The sequence below is a fragment of the Shewanella sp. GutDb-MelDb genome, assembly GCF_002836075.1.
Taxonomy (GTDB): Bacteria; Pseudomonadota; Gammaproteobacteria; order Enterobacterales; family Shewanellaceae; genus Shewanella.
In genome coordinates, this window is sequence record NZ_PJBM01000225.1 from 1 (window position 1) to 24,090 (window position 24,090).

The 24,090-nt window shown below is 44.1% G+C and carries 15 protein-coding genes; 6 read left to right on the forward strand and 9 right to left on the reverse strand.

Annotation, left to right across the window (positions count from 1 at the left end; all coding sequences use genetic code 11):
* Positions 1-460: 460 nt before the first annotated feature.
* Positions 461-1,078, reverse strand: coding sequence for a MarC family protein (locus CXF82_RS11720; protein ID WP_101093146.1), 618 nt, complete (start codon positions 1,076-1,078; stop codon positions 461-463).
* 596 nt (positions 1,079-1,674) lie between these two features.
* On the reverse strand, positions 1,675-2,115 hold the full coding sequence (locus CXF82_RS11725; RefSeq protein ID WP_101093144.1) for a PACE efflux transporter: 441 nt from the start codon (positions 2,113-2,115) through the stop codon (positions 1,675-1,677).
* Between the two features lie 94 nt (positions 2,116-2,209).
* Between CXF82_RS11725 and CXF82_RS11730 the strand changes: the two genes are divergently transcribed.
* A complete protein-coding gene (locus tag CXF82_RS11730; RefSeq protein WP_102044231.1) occupies positions 2,210-3,088 on the forward strand; it encodes a LysR family transcriptional regulator in 879 nt (292 codons plus the stop codon).
* A gap of 114 nt (positions 3,089-3,202) precedes the next feature.
* Here the strand turns inward: CXF82_RS11730 and CXF82_RS11735 are convergent, their stop codons facing one another.
* Positions 3,203-4,087 (reverse strand): LysR family transcriptional regulator, encoded by an 885-nt coding sequence (locus CXF82_RS11735; protein ID WP_101093141.1) that lies wholly within the window; start codon positions 4,085-4,087, stop codon positions 3,203-3,205.
* A 100-nt stretch (positions 4,088-4,187) separates the two neighbouring features.
* Here CXF82_RS11735 and CXF82_RS11740 point away from each other — a divergent pair, with 100 nt between their 5' ends.
* Both CXF82_RS11740 and CXF82_RS11745 read left to right on the forward strand, forming a co-directional pair.
* Positions 4,188-5,255, forward strand: coding sequence for an HlyD family secretion protein (locus CXF82_RS11740; protein WP_101093139.1), 1,068 nt, complete (start codon positions 4,188-4,190; stop codon positions 5,253-5,255).
* 26 nt (positions 5,256-5,281) lie between these two features.
* Positions 5,282-6,364 (forward strand): DUF2955 domain-containing protein, encoded by a 1,083-nt coding sequence (locus CXF82_RS11745; RefSeq protein WP_102044232.1) that lies wholly within the window; start codon positions 5,282-5,284, stop codon positions 6,362-6,364.
* A 292-nt stretch (positions 6,365-6,656) separates the two neighbouring features.
* Here the strand turns inward: CXF82_RS11745 and CXF82_RS11750 are convergent, their stop codons facing one another.
* The 4 genes from CXF82_RS11750 to CXF82_RS11765 form a co-directional block, all read right to left on the reverse strand.
* Positions 6,657-7,862 (reverse strand): YibE/F family protein, encoded by a 1,206-nt coding sequence (locus CXF82_RS11750; protein ID WP_102044233.1) that lies wholly within the window; start codon positions 7,860-7,862, stop codon positions 6,657-6,659.
* A 138-nt stretch (positions 7,863-8,000) separates the two neighbouring features.
* Entirely contained in the window at positions 8,001-10,136 is a 2,136-nt protein-coding gene (locus CXF82_RS11755) for a bifunctional metallophosphatase/5'-nucleotidase (protein WP_102038118.1), read from the reverse strand.
* Between the two features lie 757 nt (positions 10,137-10,893).
* Positions 10,894-12,432, reverse strand: coding sequence for an endonuclease (locus tag CXF82_RS11760; protein ID WP_102044234.1), 1,539 nt, complete (start codon positions 12,430-12,432; stop codon positions 10,894-10,896).
* A gap of 376 nt (positions 12,433-12,808) precedes the next feature.
* Positions 12,809-14,497 (reverse strand): sensor domain-containing diguanylate cyclase, encoded by a 1,689-nt coding sequence (locus tag CXF82_RS11765; RefSeq protein WP_102044235.1) that lies wholly within the window; start codon positions 14,495-14,497, stop codon positions 12,809-12,811.
* A gap of 228 nt (positions 14,498-14,725) precedes the next feature.
* Here CXF82_RS11765 and CXF82_RS11770 point away from each other — a divergent pair, with 228 nt between their 5' ends.
* Positions 14,726-15,763 (forward strand): alpha/beta hydrolase, encoded by a 1,038-nt coding sequence (locus tag CXF82_RS11770; protein WP_101093127.1) that lies wholly within the window; start codon positions 14,726-14,728, stop codon positions 15,761-15,763.
* Between the two features lie 345 nt (positions 15,764-16,108).
* Positions 16,109-17,380 (forward strand): YeeE/YedE family protein, encoded by a 1,272-nt coding sequence (locus CXF82_RS11775; protein ID WP_102044236.1) that lies wholly within the window; start codon positions 16,109-16,111, stop codon positions 17,378-17,380.
* A 243-nt stretch (positions 17,381-17,623) separates the two neighbouring features.
* Here the strand turns inward: CXF82_RS11775 and CXF82_RS11780 are convergent, their stop codons facing one another.
* Complete coding sequence (locus CXF82_RS11780; protein WP_102044237.1) at positions 17,624-18,646, reverse strand: transposase; 1,023 nt, start codon at positions 18,644-18,646, stop codon at positions 17,624-17,626.
* A 577-nt stretch (positions 18,647-19,223) separates the two neighbouring features.
* Here CXF82_RS11780 and CXF82_RS11785 point away from each other — a divergent pair.
* Positions 19,224-19,961, forward strand: a complete 738-nt coding sequence (locus CXF82_RS11785; RefSeq protein WP_101093121.1) for a hypothetical protein — start codon at positions 19,224-19,226, stop codon at positions 19,959-19,961.
* Positions 19,962-20,101: 140 nt separating this feature from the next.
* Here CXF82_RS11785 and metH read toward each other — a convergent pair whose 3' ends face one another.
* The gene (gene metH / locus CXF82_RS11790) at positions 20,102-23,860 is read right to left on the reverse strand and encodes a methionine synthase (RefSeq protein WP_102044238.1); all 3,759 of its coding nucleotides are present in this window, start codon (positions 23,858-23,860) and stop codon (positions 20,102-20,104) included.
* Between the last annotated feature and the right edge of the window lie 230 nt (positions 23,861-24,090).

Genomic DNA, 24,090 nt, shown 5'->3' on the forward strand with positions numbered 1-24,090 from the left:
CTATAATTAATTTATGATGAATTTTAACAGTATTATTTTTGACACTGTTAATTGTCAATTAACCTACACAAAAATAGAGTGTTTACTCTCTACAGTAAAATACAACCCTAAACCACTAATAAACAATACGATATTAATTTACACATACAAAAATTCGATTTTAGTCGACTCGTAACATTTACCTTTTAAAAGTCAAAAAAATAGCACGTGACAATTAATTAAAAAGTGTCAATAAAAAGACTATTGACTAAGTGATAACATTCACATAAATTAATTATAGCAGGGATGGATTAATTATATTGAATGCAATTATTAGACTCAGAATAGGGATGAAGCTAATTATTTATCACCGGTAAACCTAAATCAAAATGGACAACTATAGATTAGGATTTTTAGAGTAAACCTTGTCCTAGGCTTAGGGCTTAAGGTTAGGACAAGGACAAGGTTTACTTGTATTTGGCTAACCTATGCTACTAACAACAGCTGTTATTCCATCTATTAGCATTTGAACTCCTATTACTGACAGAATTAGCCCCATCAGGCGAGTCACTATGCTCAGTCCATTCTCACCGATTGCAGCTATGATCTTAGAGGAAAAAACAAAACAGATAAAAGTGATAATACACAGGGCTGCAAACGCGAGAACTGTAACCGTAATTTCTCCCCATCCTCCAGCCGCCGAATAGTTCATTGCGGTAGCAATGGTTCCTGGCCCTGCAAGCAACGGCACTGCCAGCGGTGATACCGCGATATCTGATTCGCTATCTGCTGCAGCGGTATGCAGCTTTGAGCTTTTTCCATGCAGCATATGGTATCCGACTAGAAATACCAGAATACCGCCCGCGATCCGCAATGCTGGCAGGGTAATTCCAAACAGGTTGAAGATTGATTTACCTAAAAGCGAAAAAAGTACAATGATAATAAAAGTGATGGTTAACGACTTTATTGCGGTTTTAGTTTGCTCAGATTTGCTCATACTGGCAGTTAATCCAGCAAAGACGGTTGTATTTGCAATCGGATTCATAATGGCAAAAAAGGCCATGAAAACCGCTAATGAATGCGCAAGTAATTGACTCATTTGTTTCTCTTCCTTGGTTTGTTAACGGCCTAAGTCGTTCTGTGGTATCAGTGTAAAAGCGTTGCTTTCTGAAAGAGCAGGCAGTGGTATTGATACTCTTATAGAACACCCATAACGGGAGTGAAAGTAAACTCTATTCTATTGCTTTAAAGGAAGCTAGTCGGCGACCAATATTAGCAAATTGTAGGGATGCACTGATTATTAATGGCAGATGACGATTTGAGATGCAGAGTTAGCCGCGGATGTTTAGCAATCGAGAGCTAAAAAGTCACTTATATAATACCCGTTGCATTAAAAGTTTGACCATTCAGCGGGAATTAAAAGCCCTGTAGGCGAGATGGGGGACTGAAGCTAATAGTTAATCCAATTGGTATAAATCCATAACTGCACAATATAGCGTTCTGCACTCGTTACTCTTTATATGGCAATAGGACTCGCGGCCAGAGAAGCCGCTTACCTGTATCTCTTGGGGGAAAGTCCTAGATTAGCAAGGTATGGAGGCTAGGTGAGCTCAGTATTTTACGCTGAATTCACCTATTGCCGCTTATGATGAAGCGTATTAGCGTTAGCAATTGATGATTACTTCCACCAGATGCTTATCTAGGGAGGGCATTGCTCACTTCTGCGCTGCTGCCGAAGAAACGCTCACGCAGCAGGTCATAACACCAGTTGTAGACAATTGCGTATACCAAGAAGAAAATGACAACGCCGATATCCATGATAAATACGGTCCAAAAATCTAGCTGTAGCACCCACATCATCAAGGGGAGGGTGACAACAATCATGCCTAACTCAAAACCAAGCCCATGGCCTATGCGCATTTTAAATGTACGCTCAATACGATTGTTTCCGAATATGCGGTCAAATCCTAAGTTGTAAACATAATTCCAACACATGGCTATTAACGACAGGCCGATAGCTAAACCGGTCACCGATGTTACCCCTGCATCGGTAAAAATGCTGGCGGCAGTGATCACAAATACTAAGGCAATCGCTTCAAATAATATGCTGTGGAAAATACGCTCTTTTGTGTTCATAGTCAGTCTCATTTAGGTTGTTCAATGCTTCTTGGTTGCTATAATCATCAATTATTGCGTAAGAATAAAGTCAGTTACTATCAGGAAAAGTGATATGTATAATTTAGAACAGCTAAGAATGTTTGTTGAAACGGCACAATCAGGGTCATTCTCAGCATGTGCTCGTAAGCTGGGTAAAGTGCAGTCAGCGGTGAGTCAGGGGGTCGCAAACCTTGAAATTGAGCTCAATACCACGCTGTTTGATCGTAGCAGCCGCAAACCCTCATTAACGGCTCATGGTGAGAGGCTATTGCCGTTTGCTCAAGCTATCCTGCAACAAACTTATGAACTCGACTCTGTGACTAGCGCCTTAAATTCATCACATGAAACACAGATAAAAATGGCAGTAGATGATGCGTTACTGCCGGTGGTGACGAGTTTGTTGAACACTTTTGCAACGCGTTTCCCAGGTACCATCTTGGAGCTTTATGCCGTTTCAACCCCCGATGTGTTAACGCTAGTGCATACGGAACGAGCTGATTTAGGTTTGATGTTTGCCAGTAACGATTTTCCTCAAGAGGTGGATTTGTGTTACGTCGGTAGCTTGCCGTTCAATGGCGTAGTGAACCCAGCGCATCCACTGGCAAAAATGGATATCATCACTGCGGCAGATTTGATCCCACAACGTCAATTATTGATCCGTGGCCTTGAAGGACAAGCCTTGGCACACAGTCCTGAGATTTCTGCACATATCTGGTGGGGCAATAGCTTTAATGCGATTAACAGCATGGTAAAGGAAGGGCTGGGATGGAGTTATATTCCAGCTTATATGGCAGAGCGATATGAGCATCAGGGAGAAATGGTGCGCATGAATTTAAGCTTTGATCATAAGCCATGGCGAGTGCCGATTGATCGTGTGATGGCAAAACAAAAGGCCAGAGGCCCTGCTTTAATGTGGTTGGCTGATGCGGTCACTAATTTGTTGGATGAATAGGACTGCACCAAAAAGTAGATTATTGGCATTCTCGTCACAAGGACTTATCAGGGGGACTGCACTCGATCATAGACTATTGATAAATGACTTAGGTAACGGATAATCTAACACTCGTTAAACCGAAAGTTTGATATTCGCTTCGGTAAACGTTTCTCGTAATAACTGTACTAATACACGGGTTTTCTCTGGCAAAAATTCACGTGATGGATAGATCAAAGTCAATTTTATATCAGTGAATTTTTCCCGAGGTAGAATCGTCACCAGTTCACCGGCTTTGAACGCATCTTGGAGTAAAGATATTGGCAACAAGGCCACCCCTTTACCAGAGGTTGCCATGTGCTGTATCAATCCTAAATCATCGGAGCAGAGTCGGATCTTCAGATTGTCTGGTAACGCTGTCATGTTATATCGGCTCACCATAATGGGATGGTCATACAGATGAGATAGCTCTGTAATTGCAGCATGACTATTGAGGTAATCGGCAGAGGCGACTAAGCAGCTCGGAAACCGCAACAAATTTTGTTGAACATAATCCTCATTGGTCACTTTTACCCCTTTAGGTAATAACTGCATATCGATGTTTTCACGCCTTAAATCGAGACTTTCCTGACTATTAACCACATCGAGCAATACATCGGGAAAGCGTTCGAGATAATCTTCCAATAAAGAGGTAAACAGATTGGAGGTGATGAGTGCAGCAGGAACGGCTATGCGTAACGCACCTTGTAATGACTTATGTTGATTTGTCAGTAAGTTCGCAGCCTGTGCCACACTGCTGAGTGGCTGATTAACTTGTTCGTATAGCAATCGACCATCTTCAGTTAATTCAATTTTGCGTGTGGTGCGGATCAATAATTGACAACCTAACGCTTTTTCAAGTTCTTGTAAGCGTCGACTCACTTTAGAACGTTGAAGGCAGTGGTGTTTGGCCGCCGCGCTGATCCCACCATGTCGAACCGTGAGTACAAACAGGTATAGATCATCCATACTTAGCTTCATTGTCCTGCCTATAGGTTGTAAGTGTCTTGTTTGTCATTCTACTTAATCTAATCCACTGTTTCTATAATAGCGTCCCTTTCAGGTTACTGTGGACCGTTTAATGCAAACTGCCGAACATGCTTTTCGCCGTTGGATGCAAAGTCTTATTATTCTTTTTATTGTTCTTCTTGGCTACATTGTGATTGCCGATCGTTATGCCCCGTTAACGACCGAGAGCCGAGTACAAGGGTATGTCATTCAGATAGCATCTGAAGTCAGTGGCAACGTCATCGGTGTACAGGTTGAAAATAATCAGCAGGTCAGTAAGGGAGATAGCCTCTTTACGATTGATAAGCGTAAATACCAACTGGCAGTCAATAAGGCCAATGTGGCGCTAGAGCAGGCCCACGAGCAAGAAAGTGCTTTATACGCCAAAGTTGAAGCGGGTGACGCCAATGTGGCTACCACCCAAGCGGCATTTGATAATGCCAGCAGTGAATATCAACGTATTCGGCAGCTTGCTGGTAAAAAACTGGTATCAGCCTCGCTGCTTGATAGTTCTCTGGCGAATAACAATGTGTCGTTATCTAACCTGCATGCCGCTCAGCAAGAACGACGAGCACTGCGCGTGCAGTTAGGCACGTCACCTGGGCAAAGCAGTATGGTACGCGCAGCGAATAACAGCTTAGAGCAAGCAGAGCTCAATCTATCACATACACAAATAATGGCCCCCAGTGATGGCGTTATTACCAATCTACAGCTAGAAGTCGGCAGCACAGCCAGTACTAACCAGCCCTTAATGACCTTTATCCCGACGGGTTCATTGTGGATAGCGGCTGATTTTCGCGAAAAAGCGGTGGCACTATTAGATGAGGGAACCGCTGCATTAGTGGCTTTCGATGCTTTTCCTGGTGAAGTTTATTCGTTGAAAATACAGAGCCGTGATTTTGGGGTCGCAGCAGCGCAGCAAAGCCCGAATGGTCAATTGACCAACATAGAAACCAACAACCGCTGGGTGCGTGATGCGCAAAGAGTGCGGGTCAATTTAGTCAGTAATATTGCATTGCCTAAGCAACTGTTTATCGGTTCGCGCGCCACTGTCGTGCTGTATCCCAGAGACAACTGGCTATGGGCATTGTTAGGCCAAGCTCAAATTAAGACGGTGAGTTTTCTGCATTACATCTATTAATCTATCTAGCGCCAAGGAACCCTCTTTTGAAAGTAGATACTTTAAGAAAAACCCAGCGTATATGGTTTGGCAGTGTGACAGGCTTAGCCGTGACGCTGGTTTTTGGTTGGTGGTATGGTCTTTTTGCCGCATTGTTGCCAATGTTCGTCCTGACTAAAATTGATCGATGGAATAGCGGCATTATCATGCAATTGATCATTAGCGTTGTTTGGATCTGTATTCAAGTGACGTTAATCGTTGGTTTTTTACAACCTTATCCTCTGCTTATGACGCTCGCCGTAGGGCTGGTGCTGATGTTTAAATGTATCGCGATGACCCATAAAAGCACTTATCTGTTCGGTTATATCGGGCTATTAATCGGCTCTATTTTACTGAATTTTGCTAGCTACAATGGATTTGATCTTGAAGAGTTCGTTATGGGGCTGATTGCGTCAACATTAGTCACAGCGCCCATTGTTGGCTTGGCGTTTTATCTGTTTCCTGAGCAAAATATATTGCCCGCTTCGGCGTTCACTGCTGAACCTACAGCAGCAAAGAGCAGGGCACATGTTGATACCCAGCGTAAAGATCACAATGGTTTGGTGCGTCAGGCGTTATTAGGTTGGTTGATTGCAATGGCGGCATTCATTCTGTTTCAAGTTGCAGATTTAAATGATTCGCTGTCAGCACAGGCATCAATCTTTATCGTGCTAACGCCTATGACGTTGATTGGATCATTAGCGGTCGCAAAGATCCGTATTATTGGCACGTTTCTCGGCTGCTTTGCGGGAATGTTGATCCAACTGACGCTATATACCTGGTCTAATAATGCGCTATTGTTTTTGTTAGCCTATGCCATTGCCGCCGGGATTTTTTGTCGATGGCTAGCGTTAGGGGACATCAAAGCGGGTATCGGTTTTTCAGCCATGTCAGCCTTAACGGTGCCACTGACAACATCGTTTGTTCCCGAGCAAAAAGATGCATTCTTCTCTATCTGCTACCGCTTTAGCTCCATTTTGATGGCGGTAGTCTGCACTTCTTTGGCTATTTGGATTACTCATCATTTTCTGGTACGTATCATTAAAGCTAAGCCTTTAAAGAAAGCGACGGATAATAGAACGCTGCGCTGACGGATAACGGAACGCTGCGCTGACGGATAACAGAACGCTGCGCTGACGGATAACGGAACGCTGTGCTGACGGATAACGGAGCGCTGCGCTGACGGATAACGGAACGCTGTGCTGACGGATAACGGAGCGCTGCGCTGACGGATAACGGAACGCTGCGCTGACGGATAACGGAGCGCTGCGCTGACGGATAACGGAACGCTGCGCTGACGGATAACGGAGCGCTGCGCTGACGGATAACGGAACGCTGCGCTGACGGATAACGGAACGCTGCGCTCACGGATAATAGACTCTGCTATTGAGCTTCTGCTGTGGTTGGCCGAGGCGTAACAACTTGTTCAATAACTTCATTCTCTAACATCGGTTGAGATGTTTCGGCAACGGGGGCTGGTTCACTGAGCATATACCTAGCGAGCCAAGCCGTAAGAGGAATCGTTAATACAATGCCGACACTGCCAGCCAACGCATGAATGATACTCAACGCGATAATGGGGGTATTGATAAACTGAGTCAGTGGCATATCCAAACCCCAAACCATCATAATGGTGGTTAAAGAGCTACCCGCAAAGGCGAGTATCAAGGTGTTGGTCATGGTGCCCATGATATCTCGTCCGATATTCATACTGGCTTTCATCAGCTGCTTTGGGCTGAGCTTTGGATCGGCAATTTTCAGTTCGTTATAGGCGGAGGCAATAGAAATGGCCACATCCATCACTGCGCCAAGGGCTGAAATCATGATGGCGACAAACATTAACCAGCGGATCTGAATTGGTTGAGTGGCCAAATAGATAACATCTTCGCCTTTATCTAAATAGATGCCGGAAAGGTGAGCAAACTCGCCAAATACCTGCGCCATAATGCCGGCCGCAATGACGCCAAGCAAGGTGCCACCCATGGCGCAAAAGCTCTTTTTGTTATAACCAGATACCAGAATGAAATTAACTACAATCTTCAATCCCATCAGGATGATGGTGATAAGTACTGGATTCCACCCGGCAAAAATAGCCGGGATCAAGACTCCGATGATCAGTGCCGCGGTAAAGTAGAGCGACACCACAGAATTTAATCCCTCTTTCTTGCCGAAAGAGAGCAGCAACAGCAGGAAGGCAAAACACATCCAGTAGATAGCCGTCGATCGCTTGTGGTTGTAGGCCCAATATACGGTGCCGTTAGAGGTATCTCTTATCATCATGATAAAGACGTCGCCTTCAGCGACCAGTACATTATGTTGCCTGCTAAGGGGGTTTTGCACTTCGACCACTTTACCGCTTTCTTCTCCCTCTAATATTTCGGCGGTGATCACCTGTAGGCCCGTCAATATGGAGGGCACTCTGGCATCAGGAGCCAGATTGTTTGAGATCACAGCGACAACGCGAGCTTCTACAAATTCTTGCTGCAGCGGCGTCTTAGGTTTCAAGCTGTCGCTCAAACTGGGAGAAATATAGAAAATTAAGGTTGAAACAATGGCGATGAATAGGGTGAATCGATAGTCTTTTAACATAAGTTTTTTAATATAGATTGTCAGTAACTAAGTGAGCAAAAATATCTTAAGGCCGTCTAACACACCAGTCATTACCGATAATGACAGATTAGCCTGAACAGAAAAAAGGCCTGTTACCAGGCCTTTGTTGAGTGCGATTTAATCAGTGACACAACCTGCATAATCTTGAGTCGGATTGACAAAGTATGAGTTCACGTCATTAACATTGACCGCGTCCAAAATCCCTGGATATTTAGGGTTGTCTGGGTCAATGTTGACACAGATTTCTTTGCTAATCAGTCTATTCCACAGTGCCTGGCCTTCGGCCTTGTCTGTGCGTAGTAAGGTGATAGCGCCATTATCCTGATACTGTTTAATTTCCCAGTTAGGATTGGTGAAGTCGCTGGCATCAACGCCTTTATTGTCCTCAACATATTCAGTTAGCATGTCACGGATAGCGTAAACAGACTCGTTGACTGAGTCATAATAAACATCGTCACCCGTTGCCCAACCAAACTTCTTGATGTTTGAGCCCCAACGATAGCTGTTTAAAGCAACCTTGTATGTCGCAGTCGCATCGAATGGCTTACCATCGATTTCGATGATCTCGATACGGTTACCTTCATTGGTGACTGTATTGTTTTCATCCATGGTTAATGCATCGCCAGCGAGGTCGACAACGAAGTCAATCTTACCGTCGAACTGATCATACATGTAAGCTTTAGCACCTTTCTTAAACGATACGGTAATGTCGCCGTCTTCATAGGTATTAAAGTAAGTGTAAGACCACTCCATATAACGCTTCAGGTTTGCACCCGTCATGTTTATACCGATAAGGGTATTGTCATATTTGTACAGATTAGTGGAGTCTTTCTTCGCGTACTCTTGACCGTCAATCAGGTTAGAGCTATCAGAGAATAGAGATGCTGCAGAGACCACGGCTTTAGATTTTTTAATCTGGATTTGGTTAATGAAGTCCATCAACGGCGTATCCATGACTTTAGCAGTATGAATCGTTGAATATAGACGACCCGCTTCATGGTCGTAATCTTCATGCACGGCTTCATCGGCGCCAGTACCTGGGGTAAAGTCACCACCGACTAGACCCAGAACCAATTGAGCATCGGCCTTAGACATGTCATGAACATACTGGAACTGCGAACTTGTTATCTGACTTTCTTCGATATTTTTAGAGGTGATATTGCTCAGAGTTGTATCCACCATCTCCCACTTGCCATCGGTGTTCTTCTTAAGCTTAATGTCAGCCTTAGCCAGAGCCCAACCCCACTTGCCCGGTTCGATGATCTTCACACTCTGGCCGCGGTTTGTTTCGTCATAAGTGCCAGACAGTGTCTTATCTTCAGCGGTATCACCGCCTTCAACAGAGATATCGGTTGCAGTGATCTCTTCGCCTGCTGCCGCTTTTTGGATGCTTTCGATATACGTTGCGTGTTCGTGTCCGGCAATAATGACATCGAACTTATCAGCCATTTCAGCCGCAATCTTATGGACACCGGCTCCACCTTCAGAGCTACGTCCGATATGGAAGGCACCAACGATGACATCAGGATTGAATTTTGCGATTAACTTATCAACTGCAGCGCGTGTGGATGCCAGCTCTTCATCAAATTTAAGACCTGCAAAGTGTCCAGGTGCAGACGCTTCCCAGTTAGGGATATTTGATGGGCTCACACCCACGATAGCGACTTTAGCACCATCGACTTCGAAGATTTGGAAAGCACGAATGTAGTTAACATCGTTTTCTTCCCATTTAATGTTGTTCGATACCACGGCACCATTGAAGTGATTCAGGTTACGGTCGATGAAGCTGCGTTCGAAGTTAAATTCATGGTTACCAGGAACCCAGAGATCGTAACCAAGTGAGTTTAAGGTCGACACGACAGGATGCGTTGGATCATCGTTGAACAGTTGAGCTGAGTTGCCTTGAACGGTATCACCGATATCGATCAATATCATATTTGGGTTTTGTGCTTTTGCCGTCTCAAGCAAGGTAGAAATACGGGTTAAACCAGCATCAGAATCTACCGCATCGAGCGCATAATCATAGCCAAAAATACGGCCGTGGAGATCCGATGTTGCACCAATAGTGATGGTGACTTCGTCGACTTCGTTTTGGCTCTTTACAATGATGTCGGGTGTATTCGTGAGTGTTTTACCTTGTGTGGCTACTGGCGCATAACCACTGTCGGTATTAATTATTGTCTCATCATCGCTACAGCCAGCTAAAGCAGCAAGTACCGCTAAACACAGTACACTGCGAGTAGTTTTTTTCATATTCAACCCCGTATTATTTTAATTGTGCATTATTTACACATCTATTGACTGAGGCGAGTGGTGACTAGTATTAATAATCAATCTCAATAAGTGATATAAAATATTCGATAACCAACCCATAATAAAATTATTTAAACTATTTATAGATAACCCATCTATAAGATAAAAGTGTCTAAATAAATCATTACACTATGTTGTTCCAAATATTTTAATAAAACGCCTCAGTATTTCAGTAAATTACTAAATGGTTAATTAGCTACTTTTTAATAACTTTTAATTAACTGAACTGAATTGTATCGGCTTCAATATTAATGGTCGTGATCAGGTTCACACATAATACGTTACAAAAAGAGACATCTAAGTTGTAAAAGCACACAGTTGAATATTGGGTAACTGATATTTAGTGCTTATAGGAAATTTTAGCGTAGCGGCGATGATATTAGAGCTAGGTGAACATTTGGTAATATCTCTAACATTCGAGATTTTTATTCATACATACGTAATGTATTAATTGCTAATATAGTGAGCGGGTATATATACTAAAACATGTACAATATACTATCTTCATAACGTCTGCAGAGTAAGCTGAGAAGCAACGTGTGGTGCATTACTGATAAGCCTAAATATTAAGTTGAAATAACGAGTTTTGGCTTATTAGCAGCTATTAAAAAAGCCAGACGGAGAGACCGACTGGCTTTTTTTATAGATTAATTCAAGTTATGGCAGTTTCAAGCTAACCATATCTTAATATCATCTTTTAACGAATACGTCTTCTTAGCCCCAGTAACACCAATACCCCAATCCATAATGATCCCAGCGCCCCGCCTGATGACTCAGTGGTAGGCTTAGTGGGTTCTGTTGGCGTGGTTAAATCAGTATTTCTCACGGTGAGATTCACTGTTTTAGTGATCGTTTGATCGAGAGAGTCTTTAACGGTAAGGCTAAAGCTCACCATTGAATCAAGGCTCACACTTGGTGCTGTAAAAACTAACTCTGCTTGAGTGGTACTTGCCAAATTCACTTTAGGTCCAGCAGTCTGAGCCCATTGATAAGTGGGCTTATCGCCGTTACTTGAGCCAATAAGACTCACTTGCTGTGCTTCACTCACAACCGAAACGGCTGCAATATCTAATCTAAATGGAGAGGCTATAAACTTGTCTTTTACGGTAATACTAATTTCATTATTTGCTTTAGCCTCCTGACTATCGTTAATCGTGACTTTAAATCCGAAATCCGTATCCATTGTCACTTTAGGTGCAATAAAAGTCAGCGTAGCACTGTCGGTATCTACAGGCTTAACATCAGCGCCTGATGTTTGCTCCCAAAGGAAGATGGCATCAGTAATATTTGCCGTCGCCGTTAAGGTCACGCTATCACCTTCAATCACAGGTTCTGTTGCTGCAATACTCACACTCGGAGTCACAGCTGGAATGTCACTACACTTGTTCTTATAAACAAAGTCAGTCCATTCTGGATGGTCGACATAAGGGTTACGGTTACCTTGATATTCAAATACTACATCATTACGATTGCGCTCAAAATTATCAACAGGATCGTTAGCATGCCACTCAAGCAAGGTACATAGTTTACCCATTTCGCCAGGTTTGGAGTTGTCACTGTTTGTGGCAGTCCCCGTTCTATCGACCAAGACAAGGTCAGGCATATCTGTATCACTGCCGACTTCATAACGAGTGTCCATATAGAACATCATGCGTGCGACATCACCTTTAACCGCTTCTCTTGGTTCCCACGAAATAGAGCCATTTTTAAGATTATCAGGCGCTTCAGCGACCGCACTGCCACCGTTATCAAAATCATTGTTACTACGCTGAGAATTCATCGACGTATCAGAAGGGCGCAGGTGATGAATGTCGGTATAGCCATGCTGAGAACTCTTAGGAAAACCATGACTCTTAGCCCATACGTGCTCACGGTTCCAGTAATCTGGATTATTAACACCTGATGCATTTTGATTTTTAGGAATAGAGTTGCCTTTGTAAAGCAAAATAACGTTATTGGCATTAGCAGGATCTTCATCGGTGAAGGTCAATGCCGTCCACACTTCAGCATAACTTAACTGCTTATGACGGGCAGAAATATCCTTGTTAATGGCCTTTTTAAATTCAACCATATCAGTGTTATCAGCGGCATTAGCTGACGCATAATAAGTTGTTATATCAAAATCGGCACGATTAGCAATAGGAGTAATATCAGGGCAATTGGTACAGATATCCCCTTTCGCTGCATAGGCTGAGCTGACAGAGAGAAAGGCGGTTAACAATAATAGTCTTTTCATAATACAGAATTCAGTGTTTCCAAATTGAACAGTAATTAAATCATAATTGAGAGGCAAAAGTAGGCCTTAAGACTGATAACTAGGGGCATATTTGTGAAATAGATCCCACTTTTAGAACGCAAACCTCAACCTTAAGCTGACATGTTAAAAACAATTACTATTAATTAGTTTTACCTAATGGCATTCAAGTAGTTACGTGGGCAACATTATGGTAACGCTATTTATCTATTCAGCCGTCGCTAAAGAGAAAAAGAGCACATAAAATGGTTTGTGGGTGTTTTGCTGTAAATTAACACTAAAGGTTTTTTTACCGCCATCCTTGCTTCAGATGGCTTTGGGGATTGTGGTTGGCCGCTGAGAATGGTGTTCTAAACATCTATCCGTTGACGTTCTCAGCGAGCGGAGGGGTATTTTTGCTGCGCTTGTGTTGGTACATACGTGCATCGGCAAGGGCGAGGCATTCAGATTGATTGCTACTTTCCCGCGCGTGCGCTATTCCATAACTGATCCCAGAGTGTGGCCATTTCGACTGCATTGCGCTTTGACAATACATCATCATCCGGCCAATGTCCTCTACCGCTGACGGCATATCGCTAAACAATTGAGCATTGAGTAACCACACAAACTCATCACCGCCAGTACGAAATACTTCACCTTTACTATCAAGGGCATTTGTCATGGTTTTAGCACCATAGCGTAATAAGGCATCGCCCTGGTTGTGGCCGATCTCGTCATTAACCAATTTCATTCCATCGTAATCGATAAAGGTAATAATGTAGTTGTCATCGACCTTAGCTAATGCTTCGCTCAGGGCGTAGCGGTTGCCTATATGCGTTAAGGGGTCGATTCTGGCTTGATAATAGGTGCGGGAGTAATCTTGTTTTTTCTGTTGTAACCAAGCCGCTAGAGAGAGCAGTATACAAAAACAATCGCCAGTTAAGGCCAGCATAACGATGAGTTCGGCATGTCGTTGTCCGGTTAATACATCGCTATGAGACAAGATATAGTAAAGCATGGACAGGCCATACATGAGGTTACCCAGTAGATAGTATTTGGCTCTGAAATCATTAGAAGCCAGCATTTTTATGCCAATAACAATGGCAAGCGGCACCCAGATTAGCGCGATGATATGGGAAATAGTAAATGCGATTGAAAAGCTTAACAACGGCAAGATAAAGCCAATAATCAGGCAAACGATAGACAGGCCATTAAAAATTTTTTCCAGACGCTTATGCAGAGAGTCAAAGTTAAATAATAACTTAGTAAATTGACTGGCCGAAGCGATGGCAAAAGGAAATATCACGATACCAAGATAGCTGGTATTAATAGTTTGGATGTTAAATATATCATCGATTAAGCCTGAGGCTGCAGCCCAACCTAAACCGTGTAACCCAATATAAGCCGAACAGGCAAGGGTGACGATTAAGCGTGTTTTGACATACAGAATTAAAGCAATGGTGGCCAGCGTGAGCATGGTGGCAATAGAAAAGAGTGTCACCGTGTTAGTGATAAATTGCTTGTGGTAAAAACTGGCGCTGTTAGTGATATCAACCGACAGTGGCAACGCAAAATGCTCAGCGTTAATGTAGAGCCAAAGGTCACCACTCTCTTGCTGACTTAAAGGTAATTCAAACGCCTGAGTGTGCATTAGCACAGGGGTGTTGTTATCCCCATGTTGTGAAAAGTTAATCACAGCAGTATTTAGGTATTGTTCAGACTCCCAAAATCCAAGCCCCTGGTCGACAAAATTAGCATTGATCCTGACGAACCAGTTTGCTGGTAATGCAGCCTGATTATTCAGCTTTAGCCGGGCGACATAGGTACCCGATTGGTTAACCAATGAGGTTTTGATGGGAGTTGATGCTTGGTATAAATGTTTAAGCGTTTCAAGTGATACAGGGAAAGAGTCAGGCACTGTGTTAATTTTGCGCCAAATCGCAGTATCTTGAATGACAATGTCTGTGGTGTTTGTTAGCTGGGTTTCAAACTCAGCAGAGTTTGAAAAAGAGCTAAAAAAAACCATTATCCAGAGCAAGATTAATGCCGAGACACGCTTGATTTTCATGTTGTTATTTTGTTGCTATTAAGTGTGTAGTCACATTAACATAGATGCTCAACGACCAAGTAGTGTTTAAAGACAGAAAGTGCCTTATCGAGAGACTAAAATGGCATGTCTTTTAGACCATCCGCCGTCAATCAAAAAAGCGCCGCGTTTTAGGGGCACTTATTGCTAGGCTAACAAGGATAGAATTGGACTGAGTGGCCTAATGATTTCTTTTTTAGAGAGAACGATATGAAAAAAATAGCCTTCAACTTAATCGTCGCTAGCCTCCTATATGCCGCGACTCCCGCTTTAGCAGGCGACAGTGCAGTTTTATTAGACAAGGATGTAGCTGTAGGCGAAAACACCCCCAGTGATTTTTTCTCTCTGAGTGAAATAAAAACCGCACCGCAGACAACCATCCCCTCGCTCGACTATGTTGCCGCCAGCGATGATGAAAAACTGGCACTACGCGCTTACTTACCTAGCGACCCCAAAGCGGTGGTGATCTTTTATCATGGTGCAGGCGCCCACAGTGGCCTTATTTATCCCCATGTTGGTGCAGGCTTACGTGATGAATTTAACATTGCGGTATTCACACCTGATCTTCGTGGTCACGGCTCATCATCTGGTCCTAGGGGCGATGCCCCCGATAAGGAACAAGTGTGGCAAGACATTAATAGTGTCATTGAATATGCACGCCAACGCTACCCAAGCTTGCCACTCTATATGGCTGGTCATTCATCGGGATCTGGGCTAATACTCAATTACTCAAGCTGGGATCAACACGCCTCTGTCGATGGCTACTTCTTTATTGCACCGTATTTTGGTTTCCGTTCAGAAACGGATCATGATGAACCAAAGCCGTTTTCGTTTAGCACTGTCAGCGTTTCCTCTTTTGTGACTAATGCGATGAGTGGCGGTTTATTGATGGGGCATTCAAAGGCGGTTCAATATCATTTCCCGCAACAGGTCTTAGATGACAACCCTAAGATCGTATCGTTTAATACCGTTAATATGTCTAATGCCCTGACTCCCGAAGCGCCCGATGAACAGCTAGCACAGCTTCAACGATACGATTTATGGATTGGTGATAAAGACGAAGCCTTTGACGCTAATAAAGTCATCGCCTTTGCCGAGGCCAACCCTCCACAATATGCCGCTCATACATTACAAAAAGTGACTAACGAAAATCATTTTTCTATTCTGTTAAACGCTCATCAATATATCGGCAACTCAATTTTAGACCGACTTAAAGCGAGTGAAATAGACGTTAAAAAACAGAAGTAGCCCAAGAGTCAGGATTGTTGGCGCTCATTCTATAGTGAGTGAGCCGCCTTGGCTGAACTTTGGCAATTCCATCCCCACAACAATATTGGGACTATAAAAGCGACGGCAGATAGGTTAATGGCTAATTCGACTCCCAATATCTAAGTTTACTCTCACTCCACTTAATACAAGCGCATGAGTTATTACAAAGGGGTCTATCTAAAACACGCTATAGCGATAGACAGAAACAGCTATATTCACCACAATCTGCAACCTAAATGGCAGGAATGCCAAAGCGTTTGAAAAACATAACGTTTTGTTTGTTTTTTGTTTGAGATTTGTTATTAAATATAGTTGGTTAGTGTTGTGGTTATAAATAAGAATCAAGCGGTGATGGCCGTAACAATTTTACTGTTGACGTTAGTGGTTGGCGCGACTCAATTAGCCAATGACGGGCTCTTTTTACGCTTGTTATTAGGGCTCAGTTTAGGCTTTGCCTTAGCCAAAGGCGCCGTTGGTTTTGCCGGTAGTATTAACCGAGCTTACCGCCGTGGTTCAACGCAGTTACTGCAAACCCTAATGTTTATGTTTGTCATCACAGCAATCATCAATGCCGGTTTACTGCTTAATGCTGGCAGCCAGCACTATGATTTATGGATTAATCCTATCAATGCAGGGCTGCTTATTGGCGGCATCATGTTTGGCGCAGGCATGAGCTTATCAAGCTGCTGCGCAACCGGCATGATGGTGGAGTTTGTCAGTGATGTCCCAAGAGCTGCAACGACACTGGTGTTTTTTGGTGCCGGCGTCTTCTTTGGTTTTCCATTACAAAGCAGCCAAAGCTGGATAACCGATTCGTGGTTTTCGTCAGCAAGCTATCAAGGTAAAGGCGTGTTTTTACCGGACTTGTTTGCTGGTACACCGCTGAATGGTTATTTTATGTCTATATTAGTGACCCTATTTTTAGCATTAAGCGTGGTGGTTATTGCCAAAAAGTATGAAAACTATCGCCGTCGCAATGGCTCATATTTAGGTGTGTCGGGTGAAATTGAGCGACAGAATATTCAACGCCAAAGTAATCAAAATGGCGAAGATAACTCATTCACATTATTCAGCCGTGAAACATATCAAAACTGGTTCGCTAACCTCTGGCAAATGCGCACCACCGCGTTAGTCATCGCGGTTATCTTTGGCATCATGATGGCAAGTACCGGCGCAGGCTGGGGAGCATCGACACCCTTTGGTATTTGGTTTGCAAAGGGATTGATGTTATTTGGGGTTGAATTAAACACCATTACTGAGATAAGCCAGCGACCAGAGGCGATGTTTACCACGCCCTTTTTTGAACATGGCGTGTCAGTGCAAAACTTTGCGATTTTATTAGGCACCTTAATTGCGGTGTTGTTTATGGGAAAATTTAAGTTTTCATTTACTCTAAACCACTCCGCTAAACAGCTGGCGCTTTTTGCTTTAGGTGGATTATTAATGGGATTTGGTACTCGTTTTGCCAATGGCTGTAATGTCGGAGCATTGTTCACCCCTATTGCTAACTTCTCATTATCTGGATGGGTGTATTTACTGGTAATGATTGGTGGTGCTATCGCTGGCAACCGTTTCCAACAAGCAGTGATGAAGTAACATCGTTAGAGTGCTATTGAAGTATATTAATGGTTGATGAAGCAGGCTGAATCATCAACCATTAAAGATATGGATAGGGGAGGAGTAAACGGCTCGAATGCCATCTTGCCTTTTCGAAAGGACAGTGCTTCGTGGTAAGAATATTCTTTCTCTTTGTTACACATCATGCAAAAGCGATTCGCTAGGAAGAGCATGTGACAAAGGCAGAAGATATGACTGTTCGTCTTTCACTTTGATTGTAATTCAGGGTAATGGATGTAGTGCATTGCTATAGGCCTTTCCTTTACACCACTTCCCGTTTTGATGCTGCCTTTTAAACTCACACATCGCGTCCCAACGACCGCTAATACCACTGTATTGACGACGAAACTCTTTCGCTGACGTTATCCAGGTATCAGGTGAGATACCTAGACAATCGAGTAGTTTAGGGCGACTTGAGTCTATAAACCCTCTCTTATCTGGTCTGATAGCTTTGCCAGTCCAATCGATAAGTTCCAGATAATCACAAAAGTGAAATGGAATACCTGATTGAGTTGTAAGGTGGGTTGAACCATTAAATTCGGCGAGGGGCTTTAATGATTGCTCATTTGAATGTTCTGAGTGCTTTGCAGAGTCTGTCTCGGTCGTATTAAGTTCAGTCATTCGCTCTTGGATTGAGGTGAAGTCAGAGGTTTGCAGGCTATCAGCAATCCCTGCTCTGATGGGGTTTAAATCAACATACATCATGCATGCTAGCAGTGCTTGATCATCGAGTAAGGCTTGAGATTTGAAACGTCCCTCCCAGAAAGCGCCTTTACACTCATCTTCTCGATTTGCCCTGCGGGCTATCTCTTCATTTAGGCACCTCATAAACCAAGAAATGCTAGATAAACGCTCATGCCACTCAGCAAGTAAGCCATCAAGGAGCATACGTTCCCCTTCAATCAAGGTGTCACCATTCAAATACTTAGTCGCTACATCATGACCTTTGGTCACCTGACACCACCGAGTAATGACTTCACGGTGACTCAAAGACTTGGCTTTATCAACGTCAATCTTAAGCACTAAATGGTAGTGATTGTTCATTACGGCATAAGCGCATATATCAATACAAAAGATGTTTGAAAGCGCTTTAATTTTATCAACAATCCAACCCCGCCTATGCTCGAAGCTCTTACCCGAGACTTTATCTTCACCGCAGAGATAGGCTCGTCTGACACAACGATTAATGATGTGATAAAAAGGCGTCGTTTCAGCATCTATTAGGGTTCTTCTTGCGGAGGTCATAATGACAATCCTTCACTAGGCAGTACCAGTTCGGTCATTAAAGCCTAGTAGAGGATGGTTTAAAGTACAAAAGATATGGCTGTCCTGTCTTTTTTAATTTCAGCATCTATTAGGGTTCTTCTTGAGGAGGTCATAATGACAATCCTTCACTAGGCAGTACCTGTTCGGTCATTAAAGCCTAGTAGAGGATGGTTTAAAGTACAAAAGATATGGCTGTCCTGTCTTTTCTGTCTTTTATGATAATTGGTATCACAACACGGCTTGATAATTTGAACTGAGGAGTTTACGGCGAAATATTATGCTACTGATATTTTATTTTATTTATACAGCAGAACACTAAAGGTGATAGTCATCTTTATTTACAATAGCTTGATGATATTTGAACTCGCAGCCCCTATCCAATAAGGGGTGAAGGGTTTTACAGGAAATTAAATTGTACCTATAGTTATTGAATAAGCAGTTTATGAAGTGTGTTGTTTGTGTTTAACCTGACGTTTTTATAACGAATAAAGACGATAGTTAATTTATCAACTGATAAGCCTGATACAAACAACAAGTTTATTAATTGGAGCTGTATATGACTTCTAACAAAAGTAAGGTAGAGCTATTCCCCTTACTTCATTTACTTGATGATTTTAGCCAATTTCAGCTACAGGGTGGCTTCGTCCAAACATTAGCTGAAAAAGACTTACGCCTTCAGGCTCCGCCCTCAGCTAGGGGTGATGAATTATCAAATATCCCTTGTGTGAGTGTTTATGATGCTCCACTTCATACCGATATTGCTGACTTACAACGGTATTTTTGTGCCAAAAGTAAAGATAACCAATTAGTCAGCCATGAGATATTTAAAAATCTTGTATCTGTTAACCCTATATCGCGAAATAGGCATCAAAGACAATATCAATTAGTGGCTTTTTTAGAGGAGAAGAAGCAAACACCAGTGGCATTTGTGACCTTTAATGTTGGCTTGCTCGACTCTTGGTATACGGATGGTCAACCCAGTGATGAGAGGCATGTTGGTGTTTGCTGCTATTTATTGTATGCCTACGTCGTACCGGAGTTCCGTCATCTTGGTATCGGTAGCTGCCTTTTTCACCTTATTTCGAATTTATTTTGGTCTCAGCTGCAGTTCATCGATGCACAGACGCAGGCTCATGAACTCACGATGGTACCTTTGGTTTATGAGAGTTCGGCAGCCAAAGGAGCCGAAGGATTACTGCATCAAGTTGAAAGAAATATTAATCAATATAAGGCACTACTATTAACTAATAATACCTCTTTGAAAATTGACTCTTGCATGAGTAACTTTTCTTAGTTTATGGCGCAGGAGTGCATAGCTAGGTTTTTCCTTAGTGGATTTCGTATGCAGGAGAAGTGATGATGTGAGGGCGTTTATTGCTAGCCTAGAGCCCCATAGCAAACGGGTTGCTTTGAGGTTCTAGACTCGCTCCGAAATTACTCTGGATCATAATCCAACACTGGTGCCAACCACCTCTCCGTATCCTCAATACTCATTCCCTTACGCTCAGCATAATCCTCAACCTGATCGCGGCCAATATTGGTCACGCCAAAGTAACGCGACTTAGGATGGGCAAAGTACCAACCCGATACCGCTGCGGTTGGGAACATGGCATAGCTTTCGGTGATGTTAAGGTTGATAGTCTCGTCAGGCTTGAGTAAATCCCACAGCAAGCCTTTCTCAGTGTGATCTGGGCAAGCGGGGTAGCCTGGTGCAGGACGAATACCTTTGTACTTTTCACGAATAAGCGACTCGTTATCGAGTACCTCGTCGCTTGCATAACCCCAAAACTCTTTACGTACTCGCTCATGCATACGCTCGGCAAAGGCTTCGGCTAAACGGTCAGCCAAGCATTTGAGCATGATGGCGCTGTAGTCATCGTGATCTGCTTCAAAACGGGCGACATGCTCGTCAATGCCATGACCTGTCGTGACGGCAAAGCCGCCCATGTAATCGGCTACGCCTGAATCTTTTGGCGCCACAAAGTCAGCTAGGCAGAAGTTGTCGTTGCCGACGCGTTCTATCTGCATCCGCAGGTGATGCGTGGTCAGCTCAAGCTCGGTGCGTGTCTCATCGGTGTACAGTTCAATATCATCATGGTTGACGGTATTGGCTGGGAACAGACCGATAACGGCTTTGGCGGTGAGCCACTTTTCATTGATGATCTTTTTCAGCATGGCTTTGCCATCGGCAAATAGCTTAGTCGCCTCTTCCCCGACGACCTTATCGGTTAAGATCTGTGGGAAGTGACCGTGTAACTCCCAGCTGCGGAAAAACGGCGTCCAGTCGATACGTGCCACTAAATCTTCTAACGGATAGTCATCAAACACCTGACGACCGAGTACGTTAGGCACAAATGGGCTGTAGTTTTCCCAGTCATGCTGACAGCGGTTGTCACGCGCGGCTTCAATGGAGGTGATTATTTTACGTTTGGTTTGTGACAGGCGCTTTTCGCGCATCATGTCATATTCTGCATAAGCTGCGTCGATAGTCGCTTGTCGCGTTTGGTTATTAATCAGCTTTGACACCATAGGCACTGCGCGGGAGGCATCGGCAATATAAATTGCGCCTGTTGGCGAGTGCGGCGCGATCTTCACCGCGGTATGGATTTTAGAGCAGGTTGCGCCGCCAATAATCGACGGTATGGTTAAGCCGGCTTTATGGAAAGCTTTAACGTTATGCACCATTTCGTCGAGACTCGGGGTAATGAGCCCTGACATGCCGATGATGTCGACGTTTTCACGCACGGCGACATCGATGATCTTCTCAACCGGCACCATTACGCCTAAATCAATGACTTCATAGCCGTTACAGGCTAATACCACGCCGACAATGTTCTTGCCGATATCGTGCACATCACCTTTTACGGTGACCATTAAAATCTTACCGTTTGACTGCCCAGGGGTTTTCTCGAGTTCGATATAGGGGTTAAGGTACGCGACTGCTTTTTTCATTACGCGGGCAGATTTGACCACTTGTGGCAGGAACATCTTGCCGGAGCCAAACAGGTCGCCAACCACGTTCATGCCGTCCATCAAGGCACCTTCAATGACATCCAGTGGGCGCGTGGCAGCGGCTCGAGCCTCTTCGGTGTCTTCATCGATAAAGTCAGTAATGCCTTTAACCAGCGCATGAGACAGACGTTTGTTCACGTCCCAGCTACGCCACTCTAAATCTTCTTTCTTAGCGACTTGGCTACCGTCACCACGAAACTTTTCGGCAACTTCTAACAGCAGTTCGGTGTTGTTGGTCAGTTCACCGTTGGCATCGAGTGCAGTGCAAGGTAGGTTTTGCACTATGGCCTCGACTCTCTCCTTTAACTCGGGATCAATATCATCATAAATTGCCAGCTGACCGGCGTTAACAATCCCCATGTCCATGCCCGCTTGAATAGCGTGATAGAGGAACACGGCGTGAATGGCTTCGCGCACTGGGTTGTTACCCCTGAACGAGAATGACACATTCGACACACCGCCGGAGATCATGGCATGGGGCAGGGTGCGTTTGATTTCGGCTGTCGCTTCAATAAAGTCGACGGCGTAGTTGTCGTGCTCTTCAATCCCGGTGGCGATGGCAAAAATGTTGGGGTCGAAGATAATATCTTCTGGCGGAAAGCCCACTTTATCGACCAGCACGCGATAGGCGCGGGTACAAATTTCAATTTTACGTGCTTTAGTGTCGGCTTGGCCCTGTTCATCGAACGCCATGATAATTGCCGCGGCGCCATAGCGTTTGACTAAGGTGGCTTGCTGGATAAACTTGGCTTCGCCCTCTTTAAGGGAGATGGAATTAACGATGCCTTTACCCTGAATACACTTAAGCCCGGCTTCAATCACTTCCCACTTAGAGGAGTCGATCATGATCGGCACCCGTGATATGTCGGGCTCAGAGGCGATAAGGTTGAGGAATTTGTGCATCATCTCGGCACCATCGAGCATGCCTTCATCCATGTTGATATCGATGATCTGCGCGCCGCTCTCGACTTGCTCGCGGGCAACACTGAGGGCTTCTTCATATTCGCCAGTTTTAATCAGCCGCAAAAATTTGGCAGAACCAGTGACGTTGGTACGCTCACCGACGTTTAAAAACAGCGAGTTTTCATCAATGGTCAGCGGCTCAAGCCCTGATAAACGGCAAGCCACTGCGATGTCTGGTAGTACGCGGGCGTCATGCCTAATCACGGCATCACGGATAGCGCGGATATGCTCTGGCGTGCTGCCGCAGCAACCGCCAATAATGTTTAAAAAGCCCTCTTCAGCCCACTCTTCAATGACTTCTGCCATCTGCTCTGGGGTTTCATCGTAGCCGCCAAATTCGTTGGGTAGACCGGCATTAGGGTGCGCCGACACATAGCATTCAGAGATTTTTGATAGCTCTTCGACATAAGCGCGCAGCTCTTTTGGCCCTAATGCACAGTTAAGACCAATCGATAGTGGCTTAACATGGCGCAGTGAGTTGTAAAAGGCTTCGGTGGTTTGTCCGGTTAAGGTACGCCCTGATGCATCGGTGATGGTGCCTGAGATCATGATTGGCAGGCGGAAACCTTGAGTGTCGTATACGGTTTCAATGGCAAACAGTGCGGCTTTGGCGTTAAGGGTATCGAAAATGGTCTCAACCATAATGATATCCGCGCCGCCAGCGATGAGGGCATCTATCGATTCAACATAGGCTTCAACCAGCTCGTCAAAACTGACGTTACGGTAGCCGGGATCGTTGACATCGGGGCTGATTGAACAAGTGCGGTTGGTTGGGCCGAGTACACCCGCCACAAAACATTGGCGACCTGTTTCTGCTTCAACTTCATTGGCCGCTTCTCGGGCAAGGCGCGCTCCGGCTAAGTTTATCGCGGCTGAATGCTCCTGCATGTCGTAGTCAGCCATGGCAATACGGGTTGCATTGAAGGTATTGGTTTCAATGATGTCGGAGCCAGCCAATAAATAATCTTTATGGATCTGCTTAATCGCAGCTGACTGAGTGAGCACCAGCATGTCATTGTTGCCCTTTACATCGCAATGCCAGTCTTTAAATGGTTCGCCGCGAAAGTCTTCCTCTTCAAATTTGCGATCTTGGATCATGGTGCCCATTGCACCATCAAGCAGCAGGATCTCTTGCTGTAATTTTTGGGTTAGCACCGCTAGCACTTTTTTAGCCGTGTCTTGAGTATGCGGGGCAGTTGTTGGGGTACGTGTTGCCATAGAATATTCCTACCAATTACAGAGTCGCAAAATATAAATTTCAGTAAACGTTGTCCGTGTTTATCAGTTAAGTATTTGCGATACTTGCGTGACATTATTTTGTTTGGACATTTATACGTATAGACGTCCATAATACGTGAGTCGATGTCAGAAGTGCAAGTACTAAAAGTTGATAATTTTTCAGTGTGAATTGATGATAATTTTTATGTAAGTCACTGATAAATATAATA

Coding starts and splice junctions, on each gene's coding strand:
- CXF82_RS11760 (WP_102044234.1), bottom strand. CDS start 12,432: ATGAAAAGACTATTATTGTTAACCGCCTTTCTCTCTGTCAGCTCAGCC.
- CXF82_RS11725 (WP_101093144.1), bottom strand. CDS start 2,115: ATGAACACAAAAGAGCGTATTTTCCACAGCATATTATTTGAAGCGATT.
- CXF82_RS11750 (WP_102044233.1), bottom strand. CDS start 7,862: ATGTTAAAAGACTATCGATTCACCCTATTCATCGCCATTGTTTCAACC.
- CXF82_RS11755 (WP_102038118.1), bottom strand. CDS start 10,136: ATGAAAAAAACTACTCGCAGTGTACTGTGTTTAGCGGTACTTGCTGCT.
- CXF82_RS11785 (WP_101093121.1), top strand. CDS start 19,224: ATGACTTCTAACAAAAGTAAGGTAGAGCTATTCCCCTTACTTCATTTA.
- CXF82_RS11720 (WP_101093146.1), bottom strand. CDS start 1,078: ATGAGTCAATTACTTGCGCATTCATTAGCGGTTTTCATGGCCTTTTTT.
- metH (WP_102044238.1), bottom strand. CDS start 23,860: ATGGCAACACGTACCCCAACAACTGCCCCGCATACTCAAGACACGGCT.
- CXF82_RS11740 (WP_101093139.1), top strand. CDS start 4,188: ATGCAAACTGCCGAACATGCTTTTCGCCGTTGGATGCAAAGTCTTATT.
- CXF82_RS11780 (WP_102044237.1), bottom strand. CDS start 18,646: ATGACCTCCGCAAGAAGAACCCTAATAGATGCTGAAACGACGCCTTTT.
- CXF82_RS11730 (WP_102044231.1), top strand. CDS start 2,210: ATGTATAATTTAGAACAGCTAAGAATGTTTGTTGAAACGGCACAATCA.
- CXF82_RS11770 (WP_101093127.1), top strand. CDS start 14,726: ATGAAAAAAATAGCCTTCAACTTAATCGTCGCTAGCCTCCTATATGCC.
- CXF82_RS11735 (WP_101093141.1), bottom strand. CDS start 4,087: ATGAAGCTAAGTATGGATGATCTATACCTGTTTGTACTCACGGTTCGA.
- CXF82_RS11765 (WP_102044235.1), bottom strand. CDS start 14,497: ATGAAAATCAAGCGTGTCTCGGCATTAATCTTGCTCTGGATAATGGTT.